Annotated in this window: 10 protein-coding genes; 6 read left to right on the plus strand and 4 right to left on the minus strand. The window is 29.7% G+C overall.

The features are described from left to right. Positions 1-198: 198 nt before the first annotated feature. The 6 genes from ACNQ13_RS00495 to ACNQ13_RS00520 all read left to right on the plus strand — a co-directional run bounded on the left by ACNQ13_RS00495 (position 199) and on the right by ACNQ13_RS00520 (position 6066). Positions 199-1224: a S66 family peptidase gene (locus ACNQ13_RS00495; protein WP_418035398.1), complete on the plus strand. Its 1026-nt coding sequence runs from the start codon at positions 199-201 to the stop codon at positions 1222-1224. 153 nt (positions 1225-1377) lie between these two features. After that, positions 1378-1809 carry an LSm family protein gene (locus ACNQ13_RS00500; protein ID WP_416755956.1) on the plus strand — a complete coding sequence of 144 codons (432 nt, stop codon included), beginning with the start codon at positions 1378-1380 and terminating at the stop codon, positions 1807-1809. 9 nt (positions 1810-1818) lie between these two features. Continuing rightward, the gene (locus ACNQ13_RS00505; RefSeq protein ID WP_418024182.1) at positions 1819-3498 is read left to right on the plus strand and encodes a NusA N-terminal domain-containing protein; all 1680 of its coding nucleotides are present in this window, start codon (positions 1819-1821) and stop codon (positions 3496-3498) included. Further along, positions 3485-3772 (plus strand): YlxR family protein, encoded by a 288-nt coding sequence (locus ACNQ13_RS00510; protein ID WP_418024180.1) that lies wholly within the window; start codon positions 3485-3487, stop codon positions 3770-3772. Before ACNQ13_RS00505 ends, ACNQ13_RS00510 begins: the two co-directional genes overlap by 14 nt. After that, positions 3756-5561, plus strand: a complete 1806-nt coding sequence (infB, locus tag ACNQ13_RS00515) for a translation initiation factor IF-2 (RefSeq protein ID WP_418024178.1) — start codon at positions 3756-3758, stop codon at positions 5559-5561. The genes ACNQ13_RS00510 and infB overlap by 17 nt, the downstream gene beginning before the upstream one ends. A gap of 4 nt (positions 5562-5565) precedes the next feature. Next, positions 5566-6066, plus strand: a complete 501-nt coding sequence (locus tag ACNQ13_RS00520; protein WP_416741536.1) for an adenine phosphoribosyltransferase — start codon at positions 5566-5568, stop codon at positions 6064-6066. A gap of 83 nt (positions 6067-6149) precedes the next feature. On the opposite strand, the gene ACNQ13_RS00525 is transcribed toward ACNQ13_RS00520, so the two are convergent. The 4 genes from ACNQ13_RS00525 to ACNQ13_RS00540 all read right to left on the minus strand — a co-directional run bounded on the left by ACNQ13_RS00525 (position 6150) and on the right by ACNQ13_RS00540 (position 24398). Further along, positions 6150-19484: a hypothetical protein gene (locus ACNQ13_RS00525; protein WP_418035399.1), complete on the minus strand. Its 13335-nt coding sequence runs from the start codon at positions 19482-19484 to the stop codon at positions 6150-6152. A gap of 176 nt (positions 19485-19660) precedes the next feature. Beyond that, positions 19661-21370 carry an aspartate--tRNA ligase gene (gene aspS, locus ACNQ13_RS00530; protein WP_418035401.1) on the minus strand — a complete coding sequence of 570 codons (1710 nt, stop codon included), beginning with the start codon at positions 21368-21370 and terminating at the stop codon, positions 19661-19663. After that, on the minus strand, positions 21354-22718 hold the full coding sequence (hisS, locus tag ACNQ13_RS00535; RefSeq protein WP_418035403.1) for a histidine--tRNA ligase: 1365 nt from the start codon (positions 22716-22718) through the stop codon (positions 21354-21356). The genes aspS and hisS overlap by 17 nt, the downstream gene beginning before the upstream one ends. Positions 22719-22751: 33 nt before the next feature. Further along, on the minus strand, positions 22752-24398 hold the full coding sequence (locus ACNQ13_RS00540; RefSeq protein ID WP_418027848.1) for an MAG5620 family putative phospho-sugar mutase: 1647 nt from the start codon (positions 24396-24398) through the stop codon (positions 22752-22754). Between the last annotated feature and the right edge of the window lie 105 nt (positions 24399-24503).

Genomic DNA, 24503 nt, shown 5'->3' on the forward strand with positions numbered 1-24503 from the left:
TTTGTAGTGATATAAGTTAAAAAGTTTTCTTTTTAAAAAGTTTTATAGCTTAGACATTTGTTTGTTTTATAATTAGCAAAAAATACTTTTATTTCTGTATGATAGGTTTAAAAAATAAATTAGTAGACTATAGCTTCCTGTTATATTTTGGATGCTAAATCTAGAATTTGTTACAATTGAAGTATTGCAAGGAGAAATATGATAAAAACAGTAGCAATTGTTTCACTTTCAAGTGGAGCACTAGGAGAACAATTTGTTAAACATGAACTAGATTTAGGACTCAAACGTCTAAGCCAAATGGGACTTAAAGTTAAAATTATGCCAAATGCCTTAAAAGGAATCCAATATTTAAAAGCACATCCAGAAGCACGTGGCCAAGATTTAATAAGTGCTTTTAATGACTCTGAAGTTGATCTTATTTTATGTGCGATTGGAGGATTTGATACTTATTTATTAACTCCATATTTAATGGAGCAAAATAGATTAGCAAATAGTTTAAAACCTAAAGCCTTTTTAGGTTTCTCTGATACCACAGTAAATCACTTTTTACTCAATAAGCTAGGGCTAAAAACATTTTATGGGCAAGCTTTTCTTACTGACATTTGTGAGTTAGATACCAATATGTTGCCTTATACAAAACATTATTTTGATCAATTAGTTACTTTAAACACAATTAGCGAAATTACGCCTGCTAAAACTTGATACAAAGAAAGAACTGATTTTGGGCCTGCAGCACTTAATACTAGTCGTGAAAGTTTTCCTAATGTTAAAGGATTTGAATTATTACAAGGTAAGGGACAATTTGAAGGCGAAATTCTTGGTGGATGCATTGAATCTATTTATAGTAACTTTTTAGATCCTCAATCACCCGCATATGAAATAACTTCAAAATATCAAATCTTTCCTTCTTTAGACAAATGAGAAAATAAGATTTTGCTACTAGAAACTGCTGAAACTAAATCATCACCTGAACATTATTTAACTATGTTACAGGCTTTAAAGTCATATGGAGTATTTGATAAAGTTAGTGGAATTCTTATTGGTAAACCTCAAGATGAAGCTTACTATGAAGAGTACAAAACCATTATTAAAAATGTTGTGCCAAATCATATTCCTGTTTTATATAATGTCAATATCGGACATGCAGCTCCAAGATGCATTATTCCATTTGGAATTAATGCAAAGGTTGATGCTAACAACCAAATTATTAAGTTTGAAAAATAATAAAAAAACTTAAATATCTACTATATAAGGCTTAAAAAAATAAATATTTAAATAAAAATTCAACATTTTATTGTATTATATATACATAAATTAAATTGTTAAAGAAAGGAGTTGCTGGTTCAGCAACTCTTTATCATTTACATAGGAGGAAAAATGTTTAATGAAAACAAATTAAAAGAACAGTTTCCTAAAATTTTATACGCAAGTATAACAAGTGATCCAGTGTTTGGAAAAACACTTTCTATCACAGTAGATTCTACAAATTTAGATGAAGTTGAAAAGATTTCAAGAGAAATTTCAACTTACTTAGAATCACAAAGCTGGTTCACAGATGATTTTGCTTTAGAAGTGCTTTCTAAAGGAACAGACCTATCTGTAACATTTGATAACATTCATGAATTTATTGATAAATATTTAGACATTAAATTAATTAAACCATTTGATGGATTAACTGAATTAATTGCTAAATTACTTTCAATTGAAAATGATCATATTCTAGTTGAGTGAAATCAAAAAGGCAGAATCAGAAAAATCAAGATTGAAAAAGCTAATATATCTGAAATTAGCGAATATATAAAATTTTAAGAGGACATTATGGCTACTAAAAAAACAACCCCAGAAGTTAACAATTCTGAAGAATTTCAATTATTTAGATTAATTGAAGAAGTTGCTACACACAATGATTTCTTATTTGATGACATCATGGAAATCTTTCGTCAAGCTACTGAAAGAGCCTTTGTTAAAAACATTGACAAAGGTGCTGAAATTGTACTTGAAGCAGATCGTGAAAATAAATTAGTTAGAATGTATAACATAAATGGTGAAGTAGTTGAAGATGATTTTGAATTCAATGAAGAAACACCTGAAGAAAAACTAATTTGTATTCCTTTATCACAAGCTCAAGTATTTAACCCGGAAGTTCAAATAGGTGATATGGTGAGAATACCATTTACCTTTGCAGACTTACCAAACAAAATTAATGTTGCAATCTTAAATGATTACAAACAAGAATTCAAAGCAATGGAAAAAACCAAAATTATTGCTAAATACTCTCAATTACTAGGCAAAAGAGTTGATGCTAAAGTTTTAACAAGAAATAAAAATGGTTCATACAATGTTTCATTTGAAGATCAAGTTACAGCCTTTTTACCACAAAACAAAGTTAATGAAAAACTTAACTTACAACCAGGTAAATTTATTCCTGTATATATTGATGCAATTAATGAAGATTCAAAATTAAGCATTGTACAAGTATCTACAACTTCAAATACTGAATTATTTGACTTACTATTTAATGAAATCCCTGAAATTCAAAATGGTGACTTACAGGTAGTTGCAATTGAAAGATCAGCTGGATTAAGATCTAAAGTTGCATTAAGAAAGAATCCAGATAAAAAACTTGACTTCGATACAATTGGTACAGTTTTAGGTGAATATTCTGTAAGAATTAATGCTATTTCTGACTTACTAGGTGGAGAAAAAATTGACTTAATTAATTATTCTGACGATATGTTAGAGTACATTAAAAATGCTTTATTACCTGCTAAAGTGTTAGATGTTATTGCTAGAAAAGAAGAAGATATAGTTAAGTATTATGCAATTGCTCGTGATGCTGAAATTAATATTGCTATAGGTAAAAAAGGTATCAACATTGATTTAGCTTCTAAATTAACTAATGCTAAAATCACAGTTATTAAAGCTAGTGATGCAATCGAAAGAGGATTTGAATTTAAGAAAGCTGAACAATTTGATACTCACTACTTCAAAACTACAGAAAGAAACAAAAATTCAAAAGCAGCTAAAATGCTTAATAACCTTGATTCATTTATTGATACAGATACCTTATTTAGTGATTTCAACCATAGCTTAGATGAATTTGGAAATGAAGTTGCTCCTGAACCTACTCCAACAGCTAAAGCAGTGAAAAAAGTTGCAGCTAAAAGACATGCAATCAACATGCACGACCTTGATACTTTATTCGATGAAGAAGCTATTAAAATTGAAGATGAATTTGATAACCTTGACAGTTATGATTTCATTAGTGAAATTGAAAAATATGATATTGAATACAGTGATGAAAATTTAGATGAATTAGATGAAGCAAAGGCAGAAGTTTCTGAAGAAGAAACAAATGCTAAAACTCAAAAAGTACTAAACGAATTTAAAAATTCTAAAGTACAACTTAAAGATTTTAAAGTTGATGATGATCTAGCATCTTATGGATTAGCTGATTCATTAGATGTTTCAGAACTAGTTGATGATGACTGAGAATAAAAATTACACTCGCAAGTGTATTGCGACTAATGCTATTACACCAATTGATAAATTAGTAAGATTTAGCTTTAATAAAGAAACTAATCTAGTTGAATTGGATTTAGATCATAACAAACTAAAAAGAGGGGCTTATTTCATCCCTACACAAGAAAATTGAAATTACATAAAGAAAACCAAAGCTCTAAATCGTGTTTTTCGGGCAAATATAAGTCCTGAAGTTTACATAGAAATAGAGGAACAATTGAAGGAGGTGCTTTATGGCAAAGAAAAATAATAGAATTTCTAACATAAATGAAATTAAAGAACAGTTATCAAACACAAAAACAGAATTAAAAGATGGTGTATTTATCTTTACTGAAAAAATGACAATTGCTGATTTCGCTGAAAAAATCAATGTTTCTGCTAATGAAATCATCAAGACAATGTTCATGCAAGGAAAGATGTGCAATGTTAATACGATTCTAGACGAAGAACAAATTGCTGAAATTTGTTTAGATTACGGATACGACTTCCAAAAAGAAACTAATATTGATGGATCTAACTTCTTAGATGAAGTTAACTTCACTGATGATGAACAAGATTTAGTGCGTAGATCACCTATCATTACTGTTATGGGACATGTTGACCATGGTAAAACTACTTTAATTGATAAAATTAGACACTCTAATGTTGTAGCTACTGAAAGTAGTGGAATTACGCAACATACTGGTGCTTACCAAATTGATTATAAAGGGAACAAAATTACATTCCTTGATACTCCAGGCCATGAGGCGTTTACACAAATGCGTGCACGTGGTGCTAAAGTAACTGATATTGTTATTTTAGTAGTTGCAGCTGATGATGGTGTTATGCCTCAAACTAAAGAAGCTATTGAACACTCTAAAGCAGCAGGTGTTCCAATGATTGTTTTTGTTAACAAGATGGATAAACCTAATAAAGACTTAGATAGAATTAAAGGCGAGCTTGCTGAAAATGATGTTCTAATCGAAGAATATGGTGGAGATACTCAAATTGTTTATGGTTCAGCTATGAAAGGCGAAGGACTTAATGAACTATTTGATGCAATTATGTTACTTGCTGATATTTTAGATCTAAAAGCTAACCCAAATAGATACCCAATTGGTACAGTTATTGAATCTCGTATTGATAAAGGGATTGGGTCAGTTTCAACAATTATTGTTGAAAATGGTACCTTATATAAAGGCGATTTCTTAGTTGCTGGTTCTCGTTATGGAAGAGTGAGAATGATTTTTGACTCTAATGGTGTAGCTATTGATAAAGTTGCTCCAGGTGCTCCTGGTATTATTTCTGGTCTTAACTATGTACCAGATGCCGGAGATCGTTTCATTGGATTTAATGATGAAAAGTTTGCCAAAAAGTTAGCTCAAGAAAAAGCTAATGCAGATAAAATGGATTTACTTTACTCACAAAGCAATGTTGAAGAAAACATTGATGGTAAAAAAGCTATCAATGTGATTGTAAAATCTGATGTTTATGGGACTTCACAAGCTATCAAAGATCAAATTAACTTACTTGAAAATGATGAAGCAATCATTAAAGTTATTTCAGCCGGTGCTGGTAATGTTAATGAAACAGACTTGCTACTAGCTAAAGCATCAAATGCTACAATTTTCTGTTTTAACTTGAAAGTTTCACCTAACATCAAGCAAAATGCAGCCAGCGCAGGGGTTTCACTAATTGTACATAATGTTATTTATAAAATTATTGAAGACTGTCAAACAATGCTAGATGGAGAAAAAGCTCCAGTTTATGAAGAACAAAAAATTGGTGAAGCACATATTATTAAAGTATTCTTCTATTCAAAAGTCGGAAAAATTGCTGGATGTATGTGTGATTCAGGTTCTGTAAAAGCAAACTGTAAAGTTAAAGTACTTAGAGCTGGAAAAACAATTTTTGAAGGTGTTATTGATTCACTTAAACGTGATAAAAATGATACTAAAGAAGTTGTTAAAGGTAAAGACTTCGGTACACACATTAAGGGATTTAATGATATTGCTGAAGATGATATTTTAGAATTCTACGAAGACGTAAGGGTAAATTAAAACTATGGATTTACAAAAATTTATTAATAACGTTCCAGACTTTCCAAAACCAGGGATTATCTTTAAAGATATAGCTCCCCTTCTTAATAATCCGGAAGCATTTAACTATGTTATAGATGAAATGAGTCAGTATGTGGTAAATGCTGATATTATTGTAGCTCCAGATGCCAGAGGTTTTATCTTTGGTACTCCTGTAGCATACAAAACGAAGAAGCCATTTGTGATGGTAAGAAAAAAAGGTAAATTACCAGGGCAAGTTATTGAGCAAAATTATGATCTTGAGTATGGCAATAATACTCTTGAAATTCAAGCACAAGTACTTAAACCTGGATTAAAAGCAGTTATTATTGATGATATTTTAGCTACAGGTGGAACTACTAAAGCAATAATTGATTTATTACGTAATCAAGGCATTGAAGTGACTGACATAGTCGTTCTTGCTGAAATTCCTGAGTTAAATGCAGCTAAACTTCTTGGAGACGTTAAAATACATTCTATAATGTAAAAACTATCAGCCAGTGGCTGATTTTTTTATCCCTTTTTTAGCAGAAAAAATCCCATAGGGATTACCTATGAGATTTAAAAGTATTATTTTCTTTTAAGTAGGATAGCAAGCATACCTGCGATTCATGTTACTGCTGATACTGCAACAGCAATTGGTCATCATCCTCATGGTTTCTTACTATTGAAATCTTGATTTAATAAATCTTGGATAGCCGGTGAAGCTAATTGGTATTCTGAAGAATTCTTCATAGCTTCTACTGTAGCTAAATTGTCTTTAGTAATTGCTTTATTATCAGCGTTATTTAAGATTCCAATGTAATCGTCTTCTTGAATTAAAGCAGCTAATTTAGCATTATTCTTATCAACCTTGTTAAGTAGTTGAATAGCTTGGGCTAATTCTTCACTATTACGTGTATCAAGAGCTTGAATTAATTGTTTAATTCCATTTACGTGGTCTTTAACATTGTCTTTAGCTGCATTTAGAGCTTGATCAAATTCTGGGTAAGCTGCAAATGATACTTGAGGTAATGCATTAAGGCCATTATTAATTAAGTCAATTTGATTTTTGAATGTCTTATCTGCATTTTTACTATTTAAAGCAGTTTTTAGAGCTTGATCAGCAACTAAGATAGTAGCTGCACCTTGCATCATTTCAGTTAATTCTTTAACAATTTCAGGTTTTGCTGTTTGGAGTATTTCTCCTAATAAGGCAGCATTTTCTGGATGTGCCTTCTTAGCATTTAATGAATCAGTTAAGTTGGCAACAAATTTAGCAATGTTTGCTTTAAGGTTATTGTTTGTTGCAATTTGATCATCTAGACTCTTAATTGCATCTTTATAAGTTGCAGCCTTATTAAATGCATCTAGGTTACTATTTGCGACAACATCACTTGTGTAATCAGAATTATTGTTAATTACATCTTGAGCTTGAGTAATGCGTGCATTATCCTTCATAAAGACTTGAGGTGAGAACTGGTTAACTTGATCATTTAGACTGCTTAATTGATCAACTAATTGTTTCAACTTAGCGTTTCCTTCTTGCATATATGCAGCATGATCATTGAAGTATTTGTCACTTAAGTCTTTAATTTGGGTTTGCAATTCAGCAACTTGAGTTTGAATTGCTTTTGGTGAGTTGTATAGCTTATTATTATTTACTTGTAAGTTGTTTGATAAAGTATTAGCTTGGTTATTTAGTTTATTAAATTCTTCTTCCATTGCTTTAGCTTGACCTTTTCCTTGTCCAAGTAAGTCAAGAGCAGTAATTAAATCACTGTTTAATTGGTCAATTTGAGTAGGTAAGTTATCTAAGTAAACTTCACCAGTTTCAGGAGTTACTTCGCCTACTTTAGCAATTGTATCCTTAACAAATTGTTGTTTATCTTTAGGTACAAAGAAGGATTCATATGGTAAGTTAGTTCCTGATTTGTAAGCTTCATCAACTTTAGTATAAGTATCTTTTAATGTAGCCATAGCTTTGTCTAAGTCTTGAGCTTGTTTTAGATTATTAGCTACTTGGTTAGCATCTTGGGCTTGTGCAATAGCATTAGCTAATGCGCTAGCTTGAGCATTATTCAAGTTGTTTAATCCAGCTAAGGTATTTAATGCATTTCCTTTAGCATTGTTTAATAATTGTTTTGCAAGTTGGTTAGCAATTTCTTGTGTACTTGCTTGAGGGTTATTACTTACAGCTTGTGATTGATCAACAATACTTGGCACTAATGTAGCATACTTATCATTAATTGTTGGAGCAGCTGCAATAGCTTTATCAAGTTCATTTGTTGCATATTTATGTTGTAAGTTTTCTAAAGCATTTTCAATAGCAACTACACCACTATCTTTAGTAATTGTTTGAGCTTGAGCCAATTGTTCTTTTAATGGAGCAGAGACTTGATCTTGTGGCATTGCTGCAATCTTATCTCTTAATTCTTCAAGAGTCTTGAAGACATTTTCAATTGTCTTCTTAGCATTTGATACAGCATTATCAAGAGCAACAGCAGCTGTATTATATCCAGCTTCAGTATCTTTTTTATTAGCTGCAGCAACTGCTGTAGGGATATCTTTGTTAGTTAATGTATTAACAATTCTATCTCTTAAAGCACTGTGGTGTTCTTTGTTTCCTTCTTGTAATTCTTTAACAAAGTCATTAGCATTATTGATTGCTTGGTATAGTTTAGCTTTGTTAGTTTCATCTGCAAGTTTATCACTAGCAGCTTTAAGTTCTTCTTTAGTTAAGTCTTTATTATTTAAAACTTCTTTGGCTTTTGTAATAGCAGCATCAAGTTGGCTTGATTTTGGAGCTAATTCAGCTTTGGCAATCATGTTAGCTAATTCATTTCTTGTTATGAATGAATACAATTGATCAGCTAGGTTGTCATATGTTGCTTTAGGTGTATTTACATTTGTATGGTCATATGCAAGGATATCTTGAGCTGAAGCAACTAATTCATCAAATTGAGATTTTAATTCTGCTGGCATTTGTTCTGAAATATTTTCTTTAACAGCAGCATCATAAGCTAATGCTAACTTGTCTTTTAATAATTGGTGATTTATTTTAACTAATATTTCATCATCACTTGCCTTGCTATTTGAACTATTCAATTCTTTTTTAGCCAAGTCTAGAATTTGTTTAAATGATGTTGAAGCTTTTAATTCTTGAGGTAAAGCTTCTTTAAATTTAGCAAATTTGTCTAGGGCAGCTAAATGTTGTACTTCACGAGCAGCAACAACACCTTCATATACATTAGCATTCTTATCTACTGCTTTTTTAGCAGCATTTGTAGCTTTGTCTTTATCTGTAGCAACTACAAAGTTTGCAATATTAGCATCTGAAACAATAGCGTTGTTGTTTGCAACAGCAGTTTCAATTGTCTTTGTAGCATCTTCTTTAGCTTTTGTAATAGCAGCTAAAGCATTTGCGACTTCATCCGCATTTAAGGTTGTAGCTTCAAGTGCTACTCTAGCAGCTTCTTTGGCAGCTTCTAATGCTTTCTTGTTATCTTCAAAGTTCTTTGTTTCTTTGCTAAATGAGCTTAAAGCAGCTTCATTAATGTTGCTTGGTTTTGTAAATTGGTTAATTAAAGCATCTAGGTCTTCTTTAGCTGTTTGCAAGTTGACTTTAGCTTCATCTAGTTTTTTAGCTTCTTGAACTTTAGCATCTAATTGTGCTTTGTTTTGAGCTTGATTTAAAGTATCTTTAGCAGCTGATTTTTGGTTTGAGCTTAAATTATTTAATGCATCAATTTCCTCTTTAGCAGCTTGTTTATTGTTATCACCATTTAAAGCTTGTTTAGCTGTATTAATCTTGCTATTTAAGGTTTCAATTGCAGCCTTATCTAAAGCAGCAGCTGCTTGGTTCATGATATTGTTTTTATCTGAAACAACTTTATCAAGTTCTTTTTTCTTATCAACATCAGCTAATTTGTAGTTGTCAGTAGCTTTTACTGTTTCAATTGAAGCTAAATTGTCTTTTAATTGACCAATAGCTTTATCTAATTCTTTAGCTTTGGTTAATGCACTATTTACAGCTTCTGTGCTTTCAGCAGCTTTAACTTCATTGATTAAAGCTTGTTTTTGAGTAGAAGATAAGTTTGGTAACTTATTAATTTGATCAATAGCATCATTTTGAGCACCTTTTAGTGCATCAACATTAGCTTTAATCTTATTAAGTACTTCAGCTAATTTAGCAGCAGCTTTATTTACTTCAACAACATCTGCTCCTTGTTTTAACTTATTATCTTCTAAGAATTCGTTAGCTTTTTCTTTAGCATCGCTAGCTTCTTTAGCTATAGCTGTATCTAGTGTACTTCCAGCATTTTGTAATGCTGTATTTACTTTATCAAGGTTATCTACTAAGGCTTTAGCAGCTTCTTGAGCTGTTTTGGCAGCATCTTTTGCTTCATTTACAGCAGCAATTGTTTGAGCTTTATCAACAGTATCTTTAAATGCATTTGCAGCTTGAGGTGATAATTGGCTTGCACCAGCTATTACACCATTAGCTTCTGCTTTAGCAGCATCTAGACGATTTTGACCATCTAGTGCAGCATTTGCATCATTTGTCTTAGTTGTATCTTCTTTTAAAGCTTTAACTAAGTTATCTAGTTTTTCAACTGTATCTAAATCTTTTGTTGTAGTTGCATTTCTAAGATCATCTTCTAATTTATTTGCATTTGTATCAAATGGATTCTTAGTTGCATCACTAGCTTCTGTGTATTTAGGTGTAGCTTTTGCTTCTGTAGCAGCTTCTTGAGCTTCTTTAGCTTTTGCAATAGCTTGGTCTAATTCAGTAGCTTTATTTGCAATTGCATTTGCAGCTTCTGGGCTAGCAGCATTGTCAATAGCAGACTTAATAGCATCTTTTTGTTCGTTGCTTAAGTTATTTAAGTTTTGGACTTTATCTTGTGCGTCTTTCTTAGCATCAGCTAATTTGCTTTCACCATTTAGATCACCTTGAGCTTTAGTTAATTTTTCGCTTAATTCTTTAATTTGATCTTTATCTTTATCTGCAAGTCCTTTAGCTAATTCAACTTCAGCATCTTTTAGTTCGTCATCAAAAGCTTTTTGTTTATTTTCATCAGCATATTTGTATTTATCTGAATTTTTATCAAGATCTTTAGCTGACTTAATAGCATCTTTAAAGTCTTTTGTAACTTTATCTAATTCTTTAGCCTTATCAACAACTTCTTTAATTCCTTCGTTTGTTACAGCAGAAGAAACTTGGTGTTTTAAGGCTTCTTTTTGTTGAGAAGTTAAGTTTTCTAACTTATCAATTTCATCTTTAGCAGCTTTTTGAGCTTTTAAGATTTCGTCAGCTTGTCCTGATGCTTGAATAATAGCTTGAGACAATTGTTCTTTAGCATTATTAATTTCAAGAACTTCTGTAGGAGCTTTAAGTTTATCGCCTTGTGTTGTCAATAAATCTTTAGCTGTTTTTAAAGCGTTTTGTAAAGCTTGTTTCTTATCTTCAGGAACCACATTGTAATCTGGCTTATTAATAAGTTCATCTGCTTTAGCTATTTTTTGAATTAAGTCTTTTGTAGCATCATTTGTATTCTTAGCATTTTCAACAACTGATTCAATATCTTTTGTTGAAGTTTTATCTGCTAATTGGTTTTTAAAGCTTTCTTTAACTGGAGTATCAATATTTTCTAATGCATCAATAACTGATTTGGCAGCACGTCTAGCAGCATCAAGGTTGACATCACCATCTAAAGCTTCAGATGCTCTTATTAATTTATCTGAATTAATTTGAAGACCATTAATATCTGTTAAAACTTTTTCTAGGTCTATTTCTGACTTAGCTTTATTGATAATATTTTCTAATTCCTTAGCAGCTTGATTAAGAGTTTCTTGTTTACTTTCTGTGGCTTCTTTATAAATTGGCTTTTCTTTTATAGACTTAACAGTGTCTAAAGTTTTCTTAGCTGAATCAATAGCATCATCTAAGTTTGATTCCTTAGTTGCAATAGCTTTTGCAGACTCAACTGTTTTTGCTTTATTTACTGCTTCTTTAGCAGCTTCTTTTGCACTATTTTCTATGTTTGTTAAGGCATCAATAGCTTTTATAGCATCCTCTTTAGCTTTTGTTAAGTTTTCGTCACCATCTAAATTGTTATATACAGATTCAATTGAATTAATAGTAGATTTAATTGTTTCAGGATCCACAGATGTTTGTTTTTCGTTTGATCAAGTTTCTTTATTGTTATAGAAGGAATCAAAAGTGTTTTTAGCATCTTGTGAAGCTTGAGTATATTTAGTTTGACCTTTTACAGCTTCTAACTTATCATTTCAAGTTATTAATTCACCCATTGCATTGTTAAGTTCTTGCGCTTTTGATACTTGAGCAGCCACTTCACCCACAGTCTTAGCGTCTCTAATCTTATCTGAAATAGTATCTTTTTGAGCTTTACTTAAGTTTGTTAATTTAGCTAATTCTTCATTTGCTTTTGTTCTAGCTGATGCTAATGCTTCTTTATCAGCTTTAATAGCTTCTAAAGCAGCATTATTTGCCTCAAGAGCAGCTTGAATAGCTGTATTGTCTTTTCCATCATTTAATAAGCTATTAGTTAATAAATCTTTATTTTGGTTTTGAGCTTGAGTTACTTTAGCTTGTGTATCTTCACTTGCATTAGCATATTCAGGATCTTTTAATGCTTGAGCTAATTTTGTAGCAGCATCAGCTAAGTTTCCAGCAGCTGTATCAAGTGTAGGGATATTTGTTGCAAGTTCATCTAACTTAGCAACTTCTTTAGCATTATTGATTTGTTCTTGTAAAGCTTTCTTGTAATCTTCAGATAAATGTTTAGTGTTATTTAATGCACTTTGAGCTTTTGCTCTAGCAGCAGCTAATAATTTATCTCCATCTAAAGCATCTTTAGCTGTGTTTGAATCTTCAGTAGCTTTAGTTAATTCATCAGCTAACTTGTTAATTGCATCAGCATCATTAAATGTATTTGTTCCTTTAGCTGTTTCAATTTTTGAATCAAGAGCTTGTTTCTTAGAATCAAATTCATTCTTTGGAGTTTCTGACGCTTGTTTGTAGTTATCACTATCTTTAGCTGTATTTGCAGCCTTAGCAGCTTCTTGAGCTTCTTTAAGAGCTTTATTTAATTTTTCAGCTGCAGCTGTTAATTTTTTAACTTCGGCATCATCTGTAGCATTTGTAATCTTATCTTTAATGCTGTCTTTTTGTTCTTTAGTTAAATTATCTAATTTATCTACTGTTCCTTTAGCAGTTTCTTTATTAGCATTAAGTTTAGCATCACCATTTAAGGCATCAATAGAGTCTGTCAATTTCTTAGCTAAGTTGTTAATTGCTTCAGCATTCTTGTCTGTTAGTCCAGCTTCAAGAGCAGTTTTCGCTTCAAGAGCAGCAGCATCAAAGTCTTTTTGTTTTTCACTATCAGCAAATTTGTAATTATTTGCATCTTTATCAACTTTATTTCCTTTATCAAGTGCATCTCTTAAAGCTTTTGTAGCTGTATCTAGTGTTTTAGCTTCTTCTACAATAGTATTAATTGCTTCTTTTGTTGCTGCAGCATCTACTTTTGAATTTAAAGCAGTTTTTTGAGCTTGTGTTAAGTTAGGTAACTTATTAATTTCAGCTTTAGCCTTGCTTTGAGCATCAGCAATTTCACTTGATAATGTGTTAATTGCTTTAATTGCATTATCAATAGCATCCTTCTTAGCTTGTAATTGATCAGTTAATTCATTTGGTTTCATCTTCTTAGCAGATGAATCTAAGATGTTATCTTTAACATCTTTAATAGCAGCTTCAAGAGCTTCTTTTTGTTCTTGAGTTGCTTTACTGTATACTGAATTGTTTTGTTTTAAAGTTTCTGCTTGAGTTAATGAACCTAGAATATCTCCAACCAAGGCATTTTGACTAACAGCTTTTTCTTTAATGTTATTTACACTTGTTAAATCATTAGCGTTAGCAATTTCTTGTTTAAAGCTATTAATTACTTCATTATTTAAGTTTTGAAGAGCATCAAGAGCACCATTAGCCTCTGATTTTGCTTTTGCTAGATTAGTATCCCCATTTAAATTACTGTAAGCAGTTTTTGCTTCATCAATAACATTGGTTGCTTCAGCTTTTTTAGTAGCACTATCTGCTAGAGCATTATCAAGAGAAAGGTTTTGCAATTCATCCAACTTATTAACAACGTCTTGAGCTTTTTTATCATAAGCTTCTTTTAATTCTTTATTAGCTTGTTGATATTTAACTGTTTGTTTGTTGCTTGTGTCTGTAGCAATTTGATCTTTTACATCTTGAATTGTCTTATTAAAGTCTTTTGATTTTGTTATCAAGTCAGTAATAGCATCTACTGTATTTGCTGAGTTAATTTGGTTTTTGACTGATTCTTTTTGCTTTTGAGATAAGTTTGTTAATTTTTCAACTTCTTTTATTGCTTCTTCTTTAGCTTTTGATAAAACAGTTTCACCATCTAAGTTTGCAATTAAGTCTTTTCATGTTTTAACTGTTTGATCAATTTTTCCAGAGTCAATTGCCTCTACATGATCAGGATTTGAATTTTCAGCATTCATTTGACTATCAAAAGCTGTTTTTGGTTGAACACTAGCATTTATGTATTTTGATGTAGCTTTAACTTCCTTTGCTTGTTGATATACTTCACGTAAGGTTGCCATTGAAGTATTTAATTTTGTAACATTTTCTCAAATCTCATTAACTTGAGCTTTTGTTTTCTTTTTGTTAATTTCATCTTTTAATTGTACTTTTTGTGATGGTGATAATGAATCTAATTTATTTAATTCGGTTATTTTGCCTTCACGATAATCTAGGAATTCTTGATATTTCGTATTAATTGTTTCAATGTCGCTATCAATTTTATCTTTAAGTGCTTTCACTTGTTGCTTACTTATGTCAGCATTACCTTTTCTACTATCTTCAAAGTTTGATTTAATTTCATCTAATCCATTTTGAATTGTAGTATATTCAGGTTCACCTTCTAGAGCAGTAAATTTATCTCCCTTAACTAAATCTTCAAGTTTAATTAAAGAAGTAATTGCTTCACCATAAGCAGCATCAATTGCTTTAAGTTCATTGAATTTTGCTTCTACTTGTGCAATTGTTGTTTCAGATTGAATTTTAGCTACAAATTCACCTTTTAAATAATCTGAAATATTATCAAAAGCACGAATTTGTTCAATTTTACCTTCTTTTACTTTTTTAAGAGCTTCATCTCCATCTAAAGAAATAAAATCTTCGTAGTACTTATCATAAAGTTTTGTTGCTTCAGCTCCTATTGTAGGAAGATTATTAGTTCATGTATCAGGGTTGCTTGCTCTATATTGGTCAATTTTTGCGCTGTATTGTTGAGCAAATTCTTTAATTGCTTTTTGAGATAAGTCAAAAGCAGCTTTCTTTTCACTTGTAGCATTAATGTAATTAAATTGAGATTTGACAGAATCTGAAGATGCTGCCATGCCATTAGCTTGAGTAATCTGATCATTAATTTTGACGTATTCATTTGCTTTGGCTGTTGCAGCAGCAAGATCTTCTGTTTTTGCTAAAGCATCTTTTAATCCTTGGATTTGTTCTTGTGTAAATACAGGAAGATTTTGAACAGTAACATTATCTTGTAGTTTCTTTAATTGTTCATTTCCATCTAAAGCAGCTTGTTTATTTTCAATCTCCTTAGATAGATTATTTAATTTTGTAACAAGTTGATCTAAATCTTCTACTTTTGCAACTTTAGTTTTATTAATTTCATTTTTCTTTTCTGTTAATGAATCTAATAATGTGTCGAAAGCTGTTTTTGGTTGTTCTGAAGCAAATTTATAATTATTATTTGCTTGTATTTTAAGATTATTAGCAACAGTTTCAACTTCAGATAATTTATTGTAAGCTTCAACGACAGTATTTAGTTTTGTGTCTATAGCTTTAACTGTTTCAACTGAAGCAGCATTTTGTGCAATTTTCTTTAATGATTCTTTAGCTTCATTGTTTAATTGAGATTGATTGATTTTTTCTACTAATTTATTAATTTCACTATTTAAAGTTTGAAGATTATCTAATTGAACTTTATAGAATTGATCAACGTTAGCATCTTTAGCTTCTTTTAAGTCTTTAAATTCTTTAGCATAGTTTTCTTTTGTTAAATTATTTAAAGAATAGAAGTCTCCAAATGACTCTCAATCTGATTTAACAGTTGTATTTGTTTCATAAAATGCACTGCCTTTATCTTGAGCAATTCTATCTGTTGTTAATTTATATTCAGTAATTGAATCATCAATATCTTTATTAAATTTGTTTAAAACTTCTTTGTTTTTAATATTGTTAAACTCATTTTGAGCTTTTGTCTTAGCTGCAGCTGCAGCTGCTTTAAGAGCAGAGAATTGAATGTTATTATTTAATAATTTTTCTAATTCAGCAACTGGTTTAATTAAGCTAGATCCATTGCTTGAGTTTAATAAAGTATTGGCAACTGTTTTACTGTCTTTTAATAATACTTTACTATCTAAAATAGTTTCTAGATATGCATCATTTAGTCCAAGTGAACTTGTGTTCAATGTATTAGGTTGAGCATTTGCTTTAAGAGTATTAGCTAATTTATCAAACACATCTTTTAATGATTTTTTAATTGATTCTTTTGCATCTCCATTAAGTAATGCATATTTATCAGTTTTAATTAATCAATTATTAAAGATGTATGAGTAAATAACATCTTGAAGACCTGTGTCTGAAATTATAGCTAGGTTTTCAAAATTATTAATGCTTGAGACAGCAAGTTTTAATGGGCTAATAATATCTTGTAATTCAGTGCCTGTAATTACATCACTTCCAAGATTATCATTAGCATATTTAGCTAGTAAATCTCAGTAATTAAAATGGTTTTCTGTTAATAATCTATTTAATTTTTCAGATAAACTTGATAACACCTTATTTTTGTTATCAATAAATTCTAAAATATTAGCTTTAAATCCAGCAGTTTTGTTTTCTTGTGGTAAAACATCAAGCTCTTCATGAATACGTGTTCTAGCTTGATCATTTAACTCATAATTTAAGCTCTTTACTTCTAATTTAGGTAGAATTGCTGTTTCTTCAGCTGGATATCATGCCTTCATATTAACAAAATCTGAATAATATTTTAATGTATATAAAGAATCAAGTAATTCTTTAGTTAATGCTTTAATTTCTTCAGTGCCTTCATCATTATCTTTTATTTTGTCAGCAATAGAATTTATATTAAATGATTCAAGTAAATTATTTAATTTCGCTGTTTCAAATCATTTTGATAATAATTTGTATTCTTCGGATTGCTTATTATCAGTTGTAGCAACTAAAGCAGCTACTACACTGTTGTTTCCGAAGTTATTAATATATTTTGATACTATATCAGTATAGTTTTCAAGTGTTTCAGTTGTAACATTATTCTTTAGATATTCTTGTAAAGCTTGCACATTTTCTTTAAGTGCTTTAACATCGATAAATTTGTTTTTTACATCGGCAGCATTGTTATCTAATTTTTTAGCTAATTGGTAAAGTTGAAGCGATTTATCATATTGTTCAACTTTTTTGTTCATTTCTGATACTAAATTGTCATAAACAGATTGACCATTCATTGCTGCAATAGCAGTTTTTAATTTTGAAACTGGTGATTCAAAATCCACAGTTCTAGGATCCAAACCATTTTGAACATAAATTTCATTGCTTGGTAACTTAGTACCAATTTTGAAATTGTCTAAATCAATCGATTTTAATTCATTAACTTTTTCCAAAAGCTTATCAAGATCCATTTTATTATCAGACAATCTGTAATTTACAGTATCTATAAAAGAAGTTGTATCAGCTTCAGCTAATTTGCTCTTTTCCTTATTAGCTTTTGAAATAGATTTAATTAAATCTTTTCAAAAATCATTATATACGGTTGTATCGCCAACCTTTAACGTATAACCATCAAAACGCTTTCTTTCAAAATCGTTAGAAATTGCAGCCCTTATAACACCACGTTGTTTTAAAGTTAATGGAGTATCATTATACAATAATTCAGAAGGTAATTTTGATGAGATGAATTTATCATCTAAATTTTCTTTTTTGACTTGTTCATCTGAAATGCTATATGTTATTGTTCCAGTTAAAGTTCCTGAATTTTCATCAAATTTTAACAATGTTGAATTTGTGTTTCATTTAAAACTACCTTCAGGATCGGACATAATAGGTCTTAAAGTAAGGTTATCCAAATCATTGACATTTTCTATATTCAGTAGATAATTTTTTAAAGCAGTTTTATATTCTTTATTATCTAGAAAAGGACTGCGATTCTTATCATCTATTCATGGAAGAGATATAGAATCAATTTTTTGGCCATTTTTTAATACTTCAAAACCTGAAATTTTAGGAAATATATCATTTTTTCCATCTCTAATATTTATTTTCTCTGTTAAATTTATATTTATATTTCTGTTAAAAGTTCTTACTGCGTAAGAAGTTGCAACACCAGTGTACTGATTATCTATATTACCCATTCCTGATGGATTTCTATATCATGTATTAAATCTGCTTGTATCATATCCAGTATTTTCAATCGTTTTATCAAATGCTCATCAAGAGTGCGGGTCTCTGGCGCTACCAGTTTGATCTTTGTCGGAGTGGAATAAGCCAGTTACAAATGACGAGTGATTTTCATTTGTTTGTTTTTTACTTAAATATGAATTTATTGTTTCTACTGCGTTATCATTTTTAGGCACATTTATTAGTGAGTCATCATATTTTCTGCGCGTTTTAAATTTAATAGTTACCAATGGAATAGGTCTTTTATCACTATCATATCTATTTTGTTCTAGACCCGTAAAATAGTGAACTAAAAATATGCTTCCTGTGTCGGATGCCAATGCATTATAATCGCTCCCACGTCTGCTAAGTTGTTTTAAATATTTGTCTGTATCAAGACCAATACCGAAATATCTAGAATATCCTAAAGGTTTATCTTGATCAGGTATTTGGGTCATAGACATCATAATATCCATTTGAGATGGTGTAAATCCTTTAGCAAAAACATTTTTATATTTAGCATCTGAAGTTAAAAATTCTATTCCATCAATAGCTGGTCTGTATGCGCCTAAATTTTCATATTCAGGGATTGTATTAATTGAAAATGGTTCAGGGTTATTTGGATCATTTGGTTCTCATCAATTGTACATTCAGTTACCTTTGCGGTGTGAACCAATATTAAAGTTAAATCTTTGATCTTGAATTCAAAAATTATTCTCAACCAAATTACTATTTTGACCAAATTCTTGATCAGCATTTAAGTCAAAATAACCATTTTCATCAGCAAATCTAATATATGTTCCATACTTATTTTCTAATTTCTCTTTAGGATTATTAGGATTTGTTCCAGAAATCGAATAAGCCATATTTCTACGACGTTCATTTTCATTCAAACTTATATGATTGTCATCTTCAACTCCCATATATTCCATTTTAATAGATAAAGTACCTGGAACAATTTCTAAATCACTAGAAATTGCAAATCCATATGTTCTTTGACCAAAAGAATATTCATTTTTTCAAAATGTTCCCTTTCGAAATATATCATCAGATAAAGTACCTGATTCATAAATTAATTCTCATGTTTGTTCATCTTGATTTCAGTCATCTTTTGTAGGTGATTTTGCAAATTTTACTGTTCTTATTGCATCATCATAAGTCATAACTTTATCTTTTGCTTTTCCCATACCAAAGTTAATGTTTTCTACATTTTTATATTCTTCTCTTCCTTGGAATGAATTAACATAAACTGTTCAATCAGCTGCAAATTTGGTATTTGCATTAGAAACAGTATTTATGTCATCTGTTCCAGCAAGTATAAGTAAAGGTGATGTGATAGCAGCAGATGACGCTGCTACTGTTAAAATAATTTTCTTCACTTTTCCATTTTTATTTTTCTCGGACATAATATCTCCTTTTAATAAATTTATTTTTTTAATATATAAATTTTTAAATTTTCTAGATAACATAATTATCTGCCTAAATTATACATAATTTTAAGTTTAGTATCAATTTACGAAAAATATGCAAAAAGGCCTCTTTGGGAGGCTAATATATTACTTTTTAGCAATAGTTTAATAAATTATTTTTCCTTTATTTCAAGGTAAACATCATTTAGTTGAGACTGTTCAACATTTGAAGGTGCTTGAGTCATTAAATCTTCATTTTTTGAGTTCTTTGGAAAGGCGATAACATCTCTAATTGTCTTATGATTGCTTAATATCATAACAAGACGATCAATTCCAAGCCCTATTCCACAGTGCGGTGGTACACCATATTCAAATGCTTTGAGGAAGAATCCAAATTTGTTTTGTTGGTCTTGCTTGCTTAAACCAATCATTTCAAACATTTTTTCCTGCATTTTTTCATCATAAATTCTAGCTGATCCAGAACCAAGTTCAAATCCATTTAACACTAAGTCATAGCTACGAGCTCTAATTTGTTCTTTAGGTAATGTATCTAGTTCTTCTAGTGTATTATCAAATTGAGTAAATGGATGGTGAGCTGCTGCTCAAGAGTTATTTTCTTCGTCATATTCAAACATTGGTCAATCAACGATTCATTTGAAGTTATATTCATCTTTGGCTCAACCATATCATGAGTTTAATTCAACTCTAAGTGCTCCAAGAGCTTGTGATGCATTTTCGTATTTATCAGCACAAATTAAGTAAGTACCATTTTGGTTTTTTTGTTTCTTAATTAATGATTCAATTTCACTAGCTGGTACTTTAGTTGCAAAGTTGCTTTCAGCCACTTGGAAGTTTTCAACCGTAAAGTAGAATAATGCCTTAACTTTGTTTTTCTTAGCAATTTCTTCAAGCTTCTTGAAGTCCTTTTTACTGATAACTTCATCAATTTTTAATAAACGAATGCTACTTGCATTTTTAATGATATTAAAGTCACTAGCTTGACAGAATTCAGGAATTGAAACAATTTCATTTCCGTATCTAAAGTCTGGTTTATCTGTTCCATATTTCTCAATACATTCATCGTATTTAACACGATCAAACGGGATTTGAAGTTCAACATTCATAACTTTCTTCATAAAGTATTTGAATAGTCCTTCAATATAGCTTTGGAATGATGTAACATCCATAAAACTTACTTCGATGTCAAGTTGAGTAAATTCAGGTTGACGATCTTTTCTTGAATCTTCGTCTCTAAAGCATCTTGCAATTTGATAATACTTTTCAAGAGAAGCAATCATTAATAATTGTTTGAATAATTGTGGACTTTGAGGTAAAGCATAAAAGGCATTAGCTTTATTTCTAGTAGGTACTAAGAAATCACGGGCACCTTCTGGAGTTGCTTTAGATAAAATAGGTGTTTCCACTTCAGTAAATGCTTCACTTTGTAAATATTCTCTAATAGCAAAAATAATATCGTTTCTTAGTTTTAAGGTATTTTGCATTACTGGTCTTCTTAAGTCTAAGAATTTGTATTCAAGTCTTAACTCTTCTTTAACATCAATATCATCTCTAATTTGGAATGGCAATTGTTCTTTTGAACTAGAAAGTACATTATATGAATCAACTACTACCTCAATTTCACCAGTAGGTAGATCAAGGTTTTTATCTTTTCTTTCTACTACAGTACCATTTACTTCTAAAACTGATTCTTTGGTAAAGGTAATTGGTGAATTAAAAACTAATTGAGTTACACCAAATTTATCTCTTAAATCAACAAAGTTAATTTCACCAAATTTTCTTTTATTAGCTACTCATCCATATAAAGTAACTTGTTTGCCTGCATCTGCAAGTCTTAATTGATTATTATTAATTGTCTTTTTCATTTTTCCCCATCAATTCTTCTGCAACATATTCTTCAATTTCATCAATTTCAATTTCAGCATCTTGATCTACATTTTCAATTAAGAATGTAAATAAATCAGCAATTCCATGTAAATTTTTACCAAATGAAATTTTATCTTTTGTAACTAAAGATTTTACATTTAATAAGTCATTTCCAAGCATCTTGTCTTCATAAATAATAAATTGGGCTGAATGTTTATTGGCTTTGTCAATAATCTTTTTAGCTTTAATTAATTCAAGTTCAACCTCAACACTAAAGAAGTTTCTTAAGTGATTATTTGCAAGTCAGAAAGCATAATCAATATTTGAGATATCTTCACTCATCGCAATATAAATATCCACATGTCTTGCTTCTGTTTCAATATGAGTTACCTCATTGAAATCATCTCTAATTAGATCAATTAAACGATCAACTCCAAACCCGAATCCGACACTAGAAAGGTCAGGACCACCTAATTCTTTAATTAAGTTAGAATATCTTCCTCCTCCAATTAAAGTAGATTGAGCACCTGCGTTTTTATCTTTAGAAACAAATTCAAAAACTACTTCATCATAGTAATCAAGTCCTCTAACTAGTTCATTTGAAATTGTAAATTCTATTCCATTATTCGCAAGTGTATTTAATACATTTTCAAAATATTGCTTTGATTCAGGTGATAAGTAATCTTGAATTAAAGGAATATTTTTCATAAAATCCTTTTTACTATCTTCTTTGTCATCTAAAATGCGAAGCACTTTTTTATTGGCTAAACGTTCTTGAGAAACTGAACTTAATTGATCATGATATTGAATTAAGTAATCATATAGTGCAGCTTCATAATTAGCACGTGAAACACTATCTCCAATTGAGTTAATTTTTAATTCATATTCCAAATTAAATAAGTCGAGTAAATCGTTAGCTGTTAAAATAACTTCAGCGTCTCTTAAATAATTTTTATTTCCAACATACTCAACACCAGCTTGATAAAATTGTCTATATCTTCCTTTTTGTGGTTGTTCATATCTAAACATTGGGCCAAAATATGCAAAACGATCAAAATCATCAGCATATCATTTGTTTTCTACAAATGCACGTACGAAAGAAGCTGTTCCTTCAGGACGAAGGCAAATATCTCTATCTCCCTTATCTTTGAATTCATACATTTCTTTTTTAGCTATTTCACTTTCACCTACTGATCTTTTAAATAAAGCACTTTGTTCCATAATAGGTGTTTCAATCATTTTGAATTCATGTTTTGCTATAACATTTTCAAATGATGTTAAAACAAAGTCTTTTAACATTGCTTCTGTCACTGAGAAGTCTTTAGTTCCTTTGATTTTATTTATCATTTTTACCTCTTTTTTTGCTTTTGTAATTATATATTATTTCTTTTTCGACTTATTTAGTTTATTAACTAAATAAGTAAGCTTTTTAACAATTTTCTTTTGAATATAAATTGTGTATCACTTTTCAATAAAATGGTTGATTTTATATAAATTAATATTAGTTTCAAATTTAAATTCTACTTGGTTAGTTGACTTATTAAATGAGACATAAATATTGTTTTTATTATGTTTGGTTTTAAGGCGTAAATTAAATAAATATTGGTATTTATTACTATCATAATTAATTGCTCTAAGCTTTTCGATTTTGTATTTTCCAAGCACATCAGGATTAGTAATTAAATAATCAAATACCTCTTGCATTTCATTAGCATTTTTCTTAACACTATAAGTATTTAATGAAGTGAAATGGCTAGCTTCCGTCATTTTCTTATACTTAAATGTAAATAAATTATTATTTTCCTTATAATTCAATAACATAAAACAAAAGTTGAATAAAAATTCTAAATTATCATAATTTAAATTCATTTCTAAACCATTTGAAAAACCTTGACCATAGGCAAACAAGACATTATTAGCATTAGATAACTCATTTTCAAACTTATATTGTATTTTATAGTTTTCCAGATTTGAAATAATAAAGTCTGCTGCGTTCATTGGAATAAAAATTTGCTCATTTTCAAGTAATCCCTTTTGTTTTCAATGTAAGTATTGACTATTGATATATAAAAAGGCAATTTCATCATCATTTAAAGTTACATAACCCTCTTTTGTACGAGTGATAAGCTTTAAGTCATTATGCTTATTTAAAATAATGATTAAATCAGCTTTATAATTAGCAGTTCTTAGTCATCTTCAAAAGACAATTGGCGAAGGTGAAAGCAAATCTTTATTTAACATTGGGTTAAGTTTTGAATACTTAATATTAACTTGATTAAAGAAACGTTCTAGAATATAGGAAGCACTATTATCTTCAACCATTAAATAAATTGATAATGAAGCATAATAATCAAGTTTATTTTCACGATTCACATATCGAGCTAAAACTTTTTTAATATTACTATCAATAACCTTATTGATATTAAGTGTAATTAATTCATGATTATTTGAAAAAATAAAGTGTTTTTTTCAGTGATAAAGCTGACTGATTAATTCATCTTGTTCCTCTAATGAAATAAAATTTTTGCCAGAATAAATTTGTAAGTAATATTTATTATTACATGAATTATAGTTAAGATAAAAAGCATAATCAATATCAAGTGAATTAATTGCAGCTTGAAAAACAAATTGATTCACTTGTGATACATTAAAACCATACACAAAATGCTTTTTTTCTTTTAAATAGCTAGTTAAATATTGTCCTAAATTCGATGGAAAGATACTTTCATCACTAAGAGCAAATAGAATTCTGGCTTTTTTGCGAAAGAAACCAGATTTATTATTAGTAGCATCAAAGATATCTGCTAAATTTAATAAAGTATAAATATTTAAGTTTCCAAAGCCATATTGATCTAACCCATTAAACTCAATACCATACACGGTAGAAGTTGGACGAGTGTAAAAAGAATTATTAGGAAATAAATTATCGATTTCACGAACAAAATGTTCAAAGCTAAAATCAATTAAATTATTATTTTGGTATAAGTTGTATCAACTTGCTAGTTTATGTTCATTTTTTTGTTGCATATTCTTCCTTTGGTTAATTAGTTTAATTTTATCAAATTAAAAAAATGCCTTTCAGCATATTAATGTAAAATATAATATATTTTAAATAAAGAATTTTCAAGGAGA

This window comes from Mycoplasma milvi, assembly GCF_048284715.1.
Classification (GTDB): Bacteria; Bacillota_I; Bacilli_A; order Mycoplasmatales; family Metamycoplasmataceae; genus Mycoplasmopsis.